This is a genomic window from Streptococcus pseudopneumoniae ATCC BAA-960 = CCUG 49455, from assembly GCF_002087075.1.
Lineage (GTDB): Bacteria > Bacillota > Bacilli > Lactobacillales > Streptococcaceae > Streptococcus > Streptococcus pseudopneumoniae.
On sequence record NZ_MWSM01000017.1, the window covers coordinates 1 to 13,970 of the forward strand.

Genomic DNA, 13,970 nt, shown 5'->3' on the forward strand with positions numbered 1-13,970 from the left:
CAAACTTCCCATAATGTTTCTTATGTGCTTCAAGTATATAAAAAGGCGTAAAAATACGCCTATAGATAATGGGGTTGAAATAGGTTTATTGTTGATGAGATTATAGATAATTCAATTTTTTACTTCCAATCGAATACTTAAAACCTCCACCTTTTCTGCCTGTAATTGTTCATCATAAAATTCAATATCTTCAGGATTTTCCCCTTGGCAACCTCGGTAGAAATATTCTTCCGCTCGATCAGGATTCAAAAATCGACAAGCACAAACAAAACAGTCTCCATCATCATTTATTGAGATAATATAGTAGATTGAAATAAGATGTAAACAAATCGATTAGGAAAGTTAAATTAATTTCTAGAAATTTTTTAGCAGATGTAGTGTACTATTCTAGTCTCAATTTACTATGGCTTCAAATATATCTTTCGAAAAAATATTTACAGATGTGTAATTTTGAAGCTTGCAAAAGTTAGTAAATTAGTAAACTTGTAGATTTCGATTTGAAGCAATGTGTTTTCTTGCCCGATATTGTTTTTGAAATTGAATTTTTCCATAGTGACTCCTTGATTTTCTTCTACACGTCTAATGATAAATCTAATTCGCAAAAGAGTCAAGAGGATTTTTCGAAAAATAAATAGCGACCGAAATCGCTATTTTAAGGGTTATAGGTATTTGATGGCTTAGACTGCTGTGTGACTGTTTACCCTCAGGCAATCTTTCTTATATATTAGTATTAGTAAAGGTCTAAATAATTATCAATTTCCCATTGTGAAACGAAGGTTGCATAGCTTGCCCATTCGATTCGCTTGGCTTCAAGGAAACTAGTATAGATATGTTCTCCAAGAGCTGCTCTGACAACCTCATCTTCTGTCAAAGCTTTCAAAGCGTTGTGAAGGGTTGATGGAAGGTCTGTAATACCAGCTTCCTTGCGCTCTTCTGCTGTCATGATGTAGATATTTTCTTCGATAGGAGCTGGTGCTTCGATTTTATTTTCAATACCATGCAAACCAACTTCCAAAAGAACTGTCATAGCGATATATGGGTTTGCCATTGGATCAACTGAACGCAACTCAAGACGAGTTCCCATAGCACGTGAAGCAGGCACGCGTACAAGTGGCGAACGGTTACGACCAGCCCAAGCAATGTAAACAGGGGCTTCATAACCTGGAACCAAACGTTTGTATGAGTTAACCGTTGGGTTCATGATAGCAGTATAGTTGTAGGCATGCTTGATCAAACCGCCAAGGAAATGGTAGGCCGTTTCTGACAACTGCATTCCTTTTGGATCATTTGGATCAAAGAAGGCATTATTTCCTTCTGCATCAAACAAGGACATATTACAGTGCATACCTGATCCAGCAATACCAAATTTTGGTTTGGCCATAAAGGTTGCGTAAAGGCCATGTTTGCGAGCAATGGTTTTAACAACAAGTTTAAAGATTTGAATCTTATCACAAGCACGGAGAACTTCATCATACTTAAAGTCAATCTCATGCTGTCCAACCGCAACCTCGTGGTGACTGGCTTCTACTTCAAATCCCATTTGGGTCAAGACATTCACAATCTCACGACGTGTGTTGTCCGCAAGGTCAGTAGGCGCCAAATCAAAGTAGCCACCCTTGTCATTCACTTCAAGTGTTGGATCCCCATTTTCATCGAGTTTAAATAGGAAAAATTCTGGCTCTGGTCCAAGGTTGAAGGATTTGAATCCAACTTCTTCCATGTGACGAAGAGCACGTTTCAAATTGCCACGAGGGTCCCCCGCAAATGGTTCACCTTCTGTTGTATAGACATCACAGATCAAACCTGCAACACTTCCATTTTCATCTCCCCAAGGGAAGACTGTCCATGTATCCAAGTCAGGGTACAAGTACATATCTGACTCATTGATACGTACAAAACCTTCAATAGAAGATCCATCAAACATAGCCTTGTTTGACAAGACTTTATCTAACTGTTCATCTGTAGCAGGAATTTCGACGTTTTTCATGGTTCCCAAAATATCTGAGAACATGAGACGGATAAAGGTAACATTTTTTTCCTTGACTTCACGACGAATATCTGCAGCTGTGATTGGCATGAGTTTTCTCCTTAATGTATGACTACTTGCGGTTGCTTAACCGCGACCAAAAGGTGATTGCACCGAAGCAAAGCGACCCTGTTGGAGGAGTTCATTGTGAAGTGCACGGCGCACCTCAGTCTGACTCACCGCTTTCTTGGATTTCGCTTCACGTTCAGCATATTTTTTCTTAATGGCAGCGATATTATAACCTTCAGAGATATAATCTTTGATTTCAAGCAGACGATCCATGTCATTCAAGGAATACATGCGACGGTTCCCTTCGTTTCGATCAGGTTTGATCAACTCTTGATCTTCATAATAACGAATCTGACGCGCCGATAGATCGGTCAACTTCATAACACTGCCGATAGGAAAAACAGCCATATTTCGGCGAAATTCTTTTTCCTTCATTTACAATTTCCTTCTTTCTGTCTATTATAGTCTAAAAAAAGACAAACGTCAATTGATAATGTTATAAAATGTAACATCATTTTTCTTTTTTCTCTAAAAGGAGCCGAATACGATCAATATCGTAATTTACGAGAATTGCGACAAAAACTCCCATGAACGTTTCTGATACACGCGCAAATACGTACAAAATTGTTTCGCCGCTCGGAATCGATAGGGTAATGATTAACATAGCTGCTACACCACCAATAACCCCTGCTTTGTTATTCATAGCTACATTTGTCATAATGGTTAACATGGTGCAGATTGGAACAACTACCAAGGTCACCCAAAAGGCTTCGTGGAAAAAGGTATTTAATAAGAAAAAGACCAAGGCATAGAGTCCACCGATACTATTTCCTAGAATACGCGAAGTCCCAAAATGAACACTCTCATCAAAACTCTCCCTCAGGCTAAAAACGGCTGTCAAAGCACCAATTTGAAGACCTTTCCAGCCAAAAAAGCCAAAAATCAAGAGAACTAGAAAAACAGCAATACCTGTTTTAAAGGTTCGCATACCAAGTTTGAACTGGGATTTATCGAATTTATATTTTTTAAAATAACTCATAATCTCAACTTTCTATTTCCATTTTATCATAAATCGGTGATTTTTATGAGTAATAGTTGAGAGGAAGCGTTTTTATTTTAAGCAAAAGAAAAGAGGAACTTTCATCCCTCTCTTCTTTGATTTGTTTATAAAATCTTATTTTTCTGTCAAGGCTGCAAGTCCTGGAAGAACCTTACCTTCAAGAAGTTCCATTGATGCTCCACCACCCGTACTAATCCATGAGAACTTGTCTGCACGGCCAAGGTTAATCGCTGCGGCAGCTGAGTCACCACCACCGATGATTGATTTAACTCCTGGTTGTTTCACGATAGCGTCCATCACACCGATTGTACCAGCTTGGAAATCTGGGTTTTCAAATACACCCATAGGTCCGTTCCATACAACTGTTTTGGCACCAGTCAAAGCTTCGTCAAATTTGGCGATAGATTTTGGACCGATGTCAAGACCAAGGAAGCCTTCAGAAACTGCTTCACCTTCAGTGTCACGCACTTCAGTGTAACCAGCAAATGCGTTAGCTTCTTTTGAGTCAACTGGCAAGATCAATTTACCATTTGCTTTTTCAAGAAGAGCTTTCGCAACATCCAATTTGTCTTCTTCTACAAGTGAGTTACCGATTTCGATACCTTGTGCTTTGTAGAATGTGTAAGTCATCCCACCACCGATAAGGACTTTATCAGCTTTTTCAAGCAAGTTTTCGATAACACCGATCTTGTCTGAAACTTTTGAACCACCAAGGATAGCCACGAATGGACGTTCTGGAGTTTCAACTGCTTCTTGGATGTAGGCAATTTCGTTTTCAAGAAGGAAACCAGCAACTGCTTTTTCAACGTTTGCTGAGATACCAACGTTAGATGCGTGTGCACGGTGAGCTGTACCGAATGCATCGTTTACGAAGATACCATCTCCAAGTGATGCCCAGTATTTACCAAGTTCAGGATCGTTTTTAGATTCTTTCTTGCCGTCAACATCTTCGTAACGAGTGTTTTCAACCAAGAGAACTTGTCCATCTTCAAGAGCGTTGATTGCCGCTTCCAATTCAGCACCACGAGTGACACCTGGGAAAACAACATCTTGACCAAGTTTTGCTGCCAAGTCAGCTGCTACAGGAGCAAGTGATTTACCAGCTTTATCAGCTTCTTCTTTCACACGTCCAAGGTGAGAGAAAAGAATTGCACGTCCACCTTGTTCGATGATGTACTTAATAGTTGGAAGAGCTGCTGTGATACGGTTGTCGTTAGTGATTACGCCATCTTTCAATGGTACGTTGAAGTCAACACGAACGAGGACTTTTTTACCTTTCAAGTCAACGTCTTTAACAGTAAGTTTTGCCATGTTACAAAAACCCCTTTAATTATTTTATTCGAAACTATTATATCACACTTTGGAAATATAAGGAAAGATTTCACAAGATTTTTCGATATTTAATCTTCATCTTCTTTTTTCTGTTTCAATGTCAAGGCTAAACTAGCAAGACCAAGGCTTGCCAATCCTGCTATTAGGGCTTCATTGGCATCAGCAGTTCCTGTATTTGGCAATTGTTTGCTTGCTTCTTCTGATTTAATTGCTGTATTTTGCACTGTTTTTTCTTGTGTAGGCGCTACTGCTGGTTCAGTTTTTACTTTTGTTCCAATTTCAACAATTTCTGGAATCGCCTCTTGGATGACTTCTGTTGAACGAAGACGACGCTGACCGTTTTCATCAACTTCAAAGACATGTCTCAACAGACCATCTCGTCCCTGTATGATGACTCGTTGTTCCCCAACTAGCATATCAGCATTTTCATGCTCTTGACGGTCAAAGGAAACCTTTTCCTCTTGAACTTCCAATTTAGGAGCCTTTTGTTGATCAGAAGCCGGTTGATTAGTAGTTTTTGGAAGGACTGTGTTTTGTTGTTCTGGTTTAGTTGAGATAGTAACAAGGTCATTTGCACCATTAGATTCTACTCGTGGTTTCTCAGCAGATTCATAAACAAAGGCATAATGAGTAAAGTGTGGTGCTGTAAAGATAACATGACTATCCGTTTGTTCAAAAGCCAATTCTACTGCCTCTTTGCCTTCAGGTAAGAAAAATACTCTCTTCACTTTCTTATCTTTTTCAATTGGAATTTTCACAATAGAAGCGTAAGAGAGATCAACGTCTTGACCTTTTTCATCGAGACCTTCTATTTCAAAGACATGAGCATCTTCTCCAGCAAAGTATTTTTTCTCTTCAGCACTTGCTTGAACACGCTCTACTTTCAAGCCCTTGATGACAGTCTTCTCTTTATTTGAGAAGTGTACTTCAACACCTGTTTTACTATCAGAAAAGACTGCTGGCTTGTCTTCTTTCAATAAAGCAACCAGATCTTTCAAACTCTGTTTCGCTGTTGCAAGCTCTTCTGAACTCAAATCTACTTTTTCAACCAAGGCCTTGTTCTTTTCAAGAAGCGGAGCTAGGGCAGAACCTGAAGGATGGTTTGGTTTGGCAGCCAAGAGTTCTTGAGCCTCACCTGTTAAGCGATCGAGTTCTGTCTTTTCTTCCTTAAATTTCTCTTGACCATTCAGAGCTTTATGAGCTTCTGTCAATTTATTAAGTCGGTCATTAACCTGATCTTGGGTGCTAGTTTCATGGTCTTTCAACACTTGTTCGGCCGCTTCAATTGCTTTCAAGAAGGCTTCTTTTACTTCTGGTGAAGCAAAGTTATAGACCACCTTGTTCTTAGCCACTTCAACTTCTGCTAATTTTTGTTTAAGGTACTCATCGTTCAATGCTGCTTTTGGAGATACCAAAACATCAAAGTTGACTTTATGACCTTGGTAACGAAGCGTCAAGGTTTGACGACCAGTCTTTTGAGCATCGTAACCAGAAATTTCAACTCCCTCATCAGTAAAGGAATGTTCTTCCATGGTGTCATTGCTATAAGCCACTGCAAAGCGTCCTTCAGACAAGTCTAAGCTATCACCAACTAGGTAATCTTTTTTCGGTTCCTGACTTACTTCAATTCTCAAAATAGTTTTCGGACTTGCTTCATCTTGACTAGTAACAGTCACTGACAAATTCGCATTTACTGGTTGTCCCAAGTATTGGAGAGTAAGATTTTGTTCTCCCTTATGATGCGTGTCAAATCCTGATACTGATACACCTGCGTGAGTTAGGCGAATGAGTTCGTCCTCAGCTCCCCCTTCATACTGAACTCGAAGAACACCACCTCTAAGGTCCAAATCCTCCCCTTCGGCGTAGCTTGTTTTCTTAGGTCCTGTCTCTAGGCTGACTGACTTGATTTTTCTGTCATCTTTTGGAACGGAAACTGCTAGGACATTACTAATTTCCTTGCCTGGAAACTGGGTACGATAGTACAGAAGACCAGATTGATTTGTCAAATCCAATGGTGCACTTGCTAGGTCTCCTCCAACTTCGCTCTTCAAGGTTGCAAGCGGAGTTTGAGAATTTGGATTGTCATAAACGGTAATGGTTGCTCCAGCTGGTACATCCGCAAAACCAACCTGTACCTTGTTATTGCCTAGAGAACGGGCTGCAGCCTTGGCCATCGGAATATTGACACTCTCAGTATCAAGCTTTTCATACATTTTCCAGTTATAGATACGAATAGCCTTCCATGGAGTTCCATTGTCAGAAGTGACAACATTTAAGCGCCAATCTTGAGCTGTGATAGGTTTATCAAGGGTAATATCTGTAACATGAGCTTTATTGCCACGGACTTCCTTAGCCAACTTCCATTGACCATCCGCATCTTTATAATAGAGGTCAAAGTCTTTGGTGTTCATCAAACCATCGTTGACAGATTCTCCACCAGCTCCAGCATGATCCATGACCCATCTCACAACACGGCGTGGTTGTGTCAAACGAATATCAACGCTACCACTTAATTGAGAAGAAGACCATTTGTCAGATAGACTGGTGATGGTCCCATTCAACATACCTTCGATACCTTCTCCACCTTCTGTATCTGGGAAGGTACTTCCGATAACAGTAGCCCCTGGAACGATGTTTTCTGCTAGAGGTCTTGGAAGACTTGTGTCTTGGACAGTCATCCCCCACTCAAAGTTTGTAGTTGCTGCTTCAGAACGAAGGCCATTCTTACCAACTGCAACAACCTTCAACTCCTGACTAGTACCAGTCGCACTAGCTGAGCGGCTAACTTTTGGTAGGTAGATCGTAGTTGCAGATGAACCTGTCAATAGGCGCCAAGCATCGCCATCCTTTTCATAGACTTCATAGAAATCAGCATCTTTATGACCAGTAAATTGTACAACTGCTTCCGCTTCTTGGGCATTTTTAAGGACTTGTTTGGCTACAGCTACTGTGGTTGGTGCCTGAGGAGCATCTTGATTATTGCTGATGGTCAATTGCCCCAGGTTAAATTGATAACCTTTTAAGTCTTTGTCATTTTCAAAATAGAGTTTAATACCGTAAATTGTTTTACCTGCCAAGGCACTCAAATCAAAATCATCGGTAGTCCAGTTATCTGAAACTGTCAATTCTTTACGGGCAGCTTCATCACCATAGGTATAATCTTTCTTGGTTGCAAATTCTACATAAACCTTGGTCCCTTTGCCTCCTTTGTGGGCAACATGCAATTTGGTTGTATCTGTCACCTTCAAGCGAGTAGAGTACAAATTCACATCTTGCTTGGTCGCACCTGAAAGATCCCCTGCAAATTTAAGAGAAGTTCCACCATTATAAGCATCTTCAAAATCATAGCTTGCTTTCAACTTATCACCAGTTGATTTTTGCCACCAGCGCCATGTTGGAAGAACACCTGAAACTGAACGGTAATTCCACTCAGAATCCTTAGAAACCTTACCATCTACGAACCATTTTCTACCATGACCTGTATTAAAAGAAGTGGTAAAAGTATGACCTACTGCTGGCGTGCGGTCCGCAACTAGGTTGGCAATCCCGTACCAGTCCTTGTCATCTGGTTTTTGACCAGTTGGATCGCCTTGGTAACCAGTGAAGAAGATATTTTCATTCTTATGATAGTCTTCGCCTGTCTTGCCAAGACTTGTAATAGTATCTGGCGCAAAGAGACCAAGTGACAAGCGAAGTTTGCCATTTTCATCTAAAAGGGCATCCCATTTCACTTTAGTCTTATAAGAACCACCCTGTTGCAATTCCAATCCTGCAAAGACATCGTACTGGCTACGCTCTAGCCATTTGGCCATAGCTACAGAGTAATCATTCTTCTCTTTGGTCCAGTTAAAGTTAGCAAAGAAGTGATCAGCGGGTACCTTGTCCCCCTCTTTTTGCATAAACTGATAGTTGTATTCTCCTAAACCATCTTGGTGGTAACGTCCATAGTTATAAGTCATGGCATCGTACCAAGAATACTTGATTGGATGGTTTACCTTAGCAGCATACTCCTTGGTATAGAGCATAAACTGGCGCATCTTTTCTCCAAGAGGTTCAACCAAATCCCCAGTTGTTTCTTGGTTAATGAAATAGCCATCATAGCCATAATACTTGGCCATATCTACCAATTTACGGGCAATTGGGAAGCTACCATCTGCGTCTTGCTTCAAAGCTTCAGCGAATTTTTCTTGATCAGCAATACTATTAGACCAGTTGAAGAAGAGTGTACCATATACAGGAACCCCGTTACGGTGACCTGCATCAATAACGTCAGGAGTTGGTACGAGACCTTCCCAGAAGACCATTGAATCTAGATATTGCCAATAGTCAAAAGCATAGGCCTTGAACTCTTCTCCACCAACAGAAGCATGGTCTTTTGCTTTAGAATTGGTGTTTGATAAGGCTTGAACTTTTGCTTCCTTGCTAGCTTTTTCATTGACTAAATGACCTGTCCGACGTGAAGCGAGGACAACAGATCCGCGGTTAATAGCATCATCTTCACGAGCACCTGGTTCCCATTTTAACAATTCTTCCCAAGAATTAAATTTGATTTCCTTTGGTTTTAATGTTTTTTCTGTATTTTTAGGGACATCTGGCTGGACTTCTTTTTCAGTCTTATTAGCTTCGGCTGCTGGCTTAGACTCATCCCCTTGGTTAGTTGCTTCGGGCTTTGCTTCTGTTTCCTTGTCAGACTTAGGTTTTGCTTCTGCAGATGGTGTTTCTGCAACCACCTCACTTGCTTTTTCCTCTGGTTTAGCTGCGCTAGCTGCTTCTGCAGTTTCAGTAGTTGCAGCTTCATTGCTTGCTGGCGAAGCAGTTTCAGATGCTATCGCTACTCCTTCTGCCTTTTCTAGCTTGTTTTCTCTAGCATGTTCCCCTTCATTCTGCTTATCAGCTTCATTGGTCGAATGCTCACTCTCTCCTGAAACAAGCTCTGTATTAGCTCCGCTATTTTCAGGAACTGCAGTTTCTTCAGCCAAGGCTGGACTAGCAAATAAAACAGCACCAATCATCAGCGAGCAGGCTCCTACTGATAACTTACTAATACTGTAACGACAACGTCTTTCAAAAAATGAATTCTTCATTTTCTCCTCCTAAAAAATTGATTTTGTTGCACAAAAGAAAGCGCTTAACTTTCTTTATAAAATTTTTATCCCAATCACAGGGACCAAGATAATCACATTTTTATCCTAAAGCATTTTTTGACAAAAAACAATAGCTGTTTTCACAAATCTAAAATAAGGTTAAAAACTCTTAAAAATAATACACTTATCAATTATAATTTTCTTTTACAAACTTGACATTAACACTTGTTAGATTTACTTTTATCCTTTAAAATAGAATAGGAGATATTCCGCGATTATTTTTCGGAGGAAAAAGAAATGTCCATTAATTGGCAGGAAATTTTATTTCACTTTTTAGGTGGTCTGGGGCTATTCTTATATAGTATCAAGACCATGGGAGACGGTTTACAACAAGCTGCTGGAGATCGCCTTCGTTTTTACATTGACAAATATACTAGTAATCCTTTCTTTTGAGTTCTGGTTGGTATTGGGATGACTGCTCTAATTCAGTCTAGTTCTGGTGTAACAGTTATCACAGTCGGCCTGGTCAGTGCCGGTCTCCTAACCTTACGTCAGGCTATCGGAATTGTCATGGGGGCTAATATCGGGACAACAGTCACATCCTTTCTTATTGGGTTTAAACTAGGTGACTATGCCCTACCTATGCTCTTTATCGGTGCTGTCTGTCTCTTTTTTACGAAAAATCGGACAGTCAATAATATCGGACGCATCCTCTTTGGTGTCGGTGGTATCTTTTTTGCCCTCAATCTTATGAGCGGTGCAATGGCTCCACTCAAGGATTTACAGGTCTTTAAGGACTATATGATTGAGCTAAGTAAGAATCCTGTTTTGGGTGTCTTTGTCGGTACCGGCTTGACCTTACTGATTCAAGCTTCCTCGGCTACCATCGGGATTTTACAAAACCTCTACGCCAGCAATCTCATTGACCTGCAAGGAGCTTTGCCAGTTCTATTTGGTGACAATATCGGGACAACCATTACAGCCATCATTGCCTCTTTAGGTGCTAATATTGCAGCTAAACGGGTAGCAGGAGCTCATGTTGCCTTCAACGTTATCGGAACAGTCGTCTGCGTTATTTTTCTAGTTCCTTTTACAGCCCTGATTCATTGGTTTGAAGCTACGCTAAATCTAGCACCAGAAATGACCATCGCCTTTGCTCACGGAACCTTTAATATTACCAATACCATTGTCCAATTTCCATTTATCGGAGCTCTGGCTTACTTTGTAACCAAGATTATTCCTGGAGAGGACGAGGTTGTCAAATATGAACCCTTATATCTTGATGAGCATTTCATCAAACAAGCCCCATCTATCGCTCTCGGAAATGCTAAGAAAGAGCTCTTGCATTTAGGAAACTACGCTGCCAAAGCCTTTGACCTTTCCTATAAGTATATCATTGACTTGGATGAAAAAGTTGCTGAAAAAGGGCATAAAACCGAAGAAGCCATTAACACCATCGATGAGCAATTAACACGTTATCTCATTGCCCTTTCAAGCGAAGCTCTCAGTCAAAAAGAAAGCGAAGTGCTCACCAATATCCTTGATTCCTCCCGTGATTTGGAACGGATTGGAGACCACGCGGAGGCTCTACTCAATCTGACTGACTATCTTCAACGTAAAAATGTTGAATTTTCTGATGCCGCCTTGAAAGAATTAGAGGAAGTTTATCGTCAAACTAGTGACTTTATCAAAGATGCTCTGGATAGTGTGGAAAACAATGATATTGAAAAAGCACGCAGTCTTGTAGAACGTCATGAAGCAATCAATAAGATAGAACGTGTTCTCAGAAAAACCCACATCAAACGCCTCAACAAGGGCGAATGTTCAACACAAGCTGGGGTCAACTTTATAGACATCATCTCACACTACACTCGTGTATCAGACCACGCTATGAACCTTGCTGAAAAGGTTTTTGCAGAACAAATCTAAGAACCAAGAAGCTATCCATCATAATTGGATGGCTTTTTGCTTTTTCCTAAGCAAGACTAGGCTGAATGAAACTGAAAGAGTATTCTGCAGATATATAGTATATTGAAACTAGAATAGTACACCTCTATTTCTAAAACATTGTTAGAAATCGATTTGACTGTCCTGAACGATTTATCCTGTTATTATTTCATTTTATTATAGTGGATTAAATTAAAAAAGTATAGTATATTGAATCTATAACAGTACATCTTGACTGCTAAAATATTTCTATAAATTAATTTGACTTTCCTGATAGAGTTGTTCACATCTTATTTCAATTCACTATACAATCCAGTTCCTAAAACTTTGCTAGAAATTGATTTGGCTTTCCGAATTAATTTGTTCAAATTTTATTTCATTTCAATATACTGAAAAATCCATTCACTAGCACAGGGCAAGAGGGAGTCGCTATTGATTTCAACGGTAGCAGGTACATACAGAGGACTCCTACCTCAGATATACTGCAATATCATCGTATGCAAAAAACCTCTGAGATTTTTCTCAAAGGTTCTGATTTTGCTAATTGCTGTTCTCAACCGCTGCAGTAACAAAGGCAGTGTAGAGTTCTTCTGGTCGGTTTGGACGGCTTGACAGTTCAGGGTGATACTGACAAGCTACAAAGAATTTATTTTCAGGAATTTCCACGATTTCTACCAAACGATTGTCTGGAGAAACTCCTGAAAAGACAAAACCTGCTGCCTCAAACTGCTCACGGAAGGCATTATTAAACTCATAACGGTGACGGTGACGGCGTTGCACCACTTCTTGATTATGATAAGCAGCTGCTGCCTTAGAGCCACGTTTCAACTTAGACGGATAAAGCCCCAAGCGAAGGGTTCCCCCCATATCCTCAACATCAATCTGATCACGCATGATATCAATGATAGGGTATTTTGTTTCTGGTGCAAGCTCTGCAGAATTGGCACCTTCGAGTCCTAAAACGTGACGAGCAAATTCGATACATGTCAACTGCATTCCCAAGCAGACTCCCAACATTGGAACATCATTTTCACGCGCATAGCGGATGGCTTGGATTTTCCCTTCTGTACCACGTTGACCAAAACCACCTGGTACGATGATCCCGTCCGCATCAGACAAGAGTTCTGCTACATTCTCTGCTGTCACATCATTGGCATTGACCCAATTGATTTTAACTTCTACATCATTGACATAGCCAGAGTGTTTCAAGGCTTCGACCACTGAGATATAGGCATCTTGCAACTCCACATACTTACCAACAAGGGAAATCTTAACTTGTTTCTTGAGGTTCATGACCTTGTCCACCATGGCTGACCATTCTGTCATATCCGCTGCTGGTGCGTCTAATTTCAAATGGTCACAGACAATTTGGTCCATACCTTGTGCCTGCAAGTTCAGTGGAATTTGGTAAAGATGTTCGACATCCAACGATTCGATAACGGCTTCTGGTGCCACATCACAGAACTGGGCCAGTTTATTTTTAATTCCTTGACCAGCTGGCTCTTCTGTACGAATCACCAACATATTTGGTTGGATTCCCAATCCACGCAATTCTTTTACAGAGTGCTGAGTTGGTTTGGTCTTCATTTCACCAGCGGCCTTGAGGTAAGGAAGCAAGGTTGTATGGATGTACATAACATTATCCGCACCCACATCCGCCTTCATCTGACGAAGGGCCTCTAGGAATGGCAAGGACTCGATATCTCCAACAGTTCCACCAACCTCTGTGATAATGACATCAGAGTCGGTCGTTAGAGCGGCACGCTTGATTTTTTCTTTTAAAGCATCTGTGATATGAGGAATAACCTGAACAGTTGCCCCAAGGTATTCTCCACGACGTTCCTTACGAAGAACTTCACTGTAAATTTTACCAGTTGTCACGTTGGAATATTTGTTGAGATTGATATCGATGAAACGTTCATAGTGACCCAAGTCCAAATCTGTCTCAGCTCCGTCATCTGTCACAAAAACTTCCCCGTGCTGGTAAGGACTCATAGTTCCTGGATCAATATTGATATAAGGGTCAAATTTTTGAATGGTTACTTTAAGACCACGATTTTTCAAGAGACGGCCCAGACTCGCTGCCACAATCCCTTTCCCAATAGACGATACCACACCACCAGTTACAAAAATATATTTCGTAGACATAGATTCCTCTTTCTAAAGTGCTCAAGGTCTTGCTAACTACGTGGGGACATAGAAAACAAGACCCTACTAATAAGAATAATCTGGGACGACTGCACCAGATTCACAACTAATACTCTTCGAAAATCTCTTCAAACCGCGTCAACGTCGCCTTGCCGTAGATATGTGTTCCTGACTTTGTCAGTCTTATCTACAACCTCAAAACAGTGTTTTGAGCAGCCTACGGCTAGTTTCCTAGTTTGCTCTTTGATTTTCATTGAGTATAAAATACAAGAAGATAACTTCTTGTAAAAACAAAAATAGCTCCCTAAGAACTAGGGAGCTCCGACCTCTAAAAGAGGTGCCCGAACAATATGATACCTAAAAA

General features: G+C 40.6%; 8 protein-coding genes and 2 pseudogenes. 2 read left to right on the plus strand and 8 right to left on the minus strand.

Annotation, left to right across the window (positions count from 1 at the left end):
* Positions 1-393: 393 nt before the first annotated feature.
* Positions 394-551, minus strand: a pseudogene (locus B4W83_RS13325) (cell envelope).
* Here B4W83_RS13325 and B4W83_RS04250 point away from each other — a divergent pair.
* Positions 516-635 (plus strand): glutamine synthetase, encoded by a 120-nt coding sequence (locus B4W83_RS04250; RefSeq protein ID WP_079251602.1) that lies wholly within the window; start codon positions 516-518, stop codon positions 633-635. The pseudogene B4W83_RS13325 and the gene B4W83_RS04250 overlap by 36 nt on opposite strands.
* A 95-nt stretch (positions 636-730) precedes the next feature.
* Here B4W83_RS04250 and glnA read toward each other — a convergent pair whose 3' ends face one another.
* From glnA to B4W83_RS04275, 5 genes are all read right to left on the minus strand, one after another.
* A complete protein-coding gene (gene glnA / locus B4W83_RS04255; protein WP_001122891.1) occupies positions 731-2,077 on the minus strand; it encodes a type I glutamate--ammonia ligase in 1,347 nt (448 codons plus the stop codon).
* Positions 2,078-2,113: 36 nt separating this feature from the next.
* Positions 2,114-2,470, minus strand: coding sequence for a transcriptional repressor GlnR (gene glnR, locus B4W83_RS04260; protein ID WP_000659547.1), 357 nt, complete (start codon positions 2,468-2,470; stop codon positions 2,114-2,116).
* A 76-nt stretch (positions 2,471-2,546) separates the two neighbouring features.
* On the minus strand, positions 2,547-3,074 hold the full coding sequence (locus B4W83_RS04265) for an FUSC family protein (protein WP_000119899.1): 528 nt from the start codon (positions 3,072-3,074) through the stop codon (positions 2,547-2,549).
* Between the two features lie 135 nt (positions 3,075-3,209).
* Entirely contained in the window at positions 3,210-4,406 is a 1,197-nt protein-coding gene (locus B4W83_RS04270; RefSeq protein ID WP_001096743.1) for a phosphoglycerate kinase, read from the minus strand.
* An 89-nt stretch (positions 4,407-4,495) separates the two neighbouring features.
* The gene (locus tag B4W83_RS04275) at positions 4,496-9,511 is read right to left on the minus strand and encodes an endo-beta-N-acetylglucosaminidase (RefSeq protein WP_079251603.1); all 5,016 of its coding nucleotides are present in this window, start codon (positions 9,509-9,511) and stop codon (positions 4,496-4,498) included.
* Positions 9,512-9,808: 297 nt separating this feature from the next.
* On the opposite strand from B4W83_RS04275, the pseudogene B4W83_RS04280 reads away from it, so the two are divergent.
* A pseudogene (locus B4W83_RS04280) lies at positions 9,809-11,440 on the plus strand (Na/Pi cotransporter family protein).
* A 558-nt stretch (positions 11,441-11,998) separates the two neighbouring features.
* On the opposite strand, the gene pyrG reads toward B4W83_RS04280, so the two are convergent.
* The gene (gene pyrG / locus B4W83_RS04285; RefSeq protein WP_000105243.1) at positions 11,999-13,606 is read right to left on the minus strand and encodes a CTP synthase; all 1,608 of its coding nucleotides are present in this window, start codon (positions 13,604-13,606) and stop codon (positions 11,999-12,001) included.
* Positions 13,607-13,734: 128 nt separating this feature from the next.
* Complete coding sequence (locus tag B4W83_RS13680; RefSeq protein WP_050315417.1) at positions 13,735-13,860, minus strand: hypothetical protein; 126 nt, start codon at positions 13,858-13,860, stop codon at positions 13,735-13,737.
* Positions 13,861-13,970: the final 110 nt, after the last annotated feature.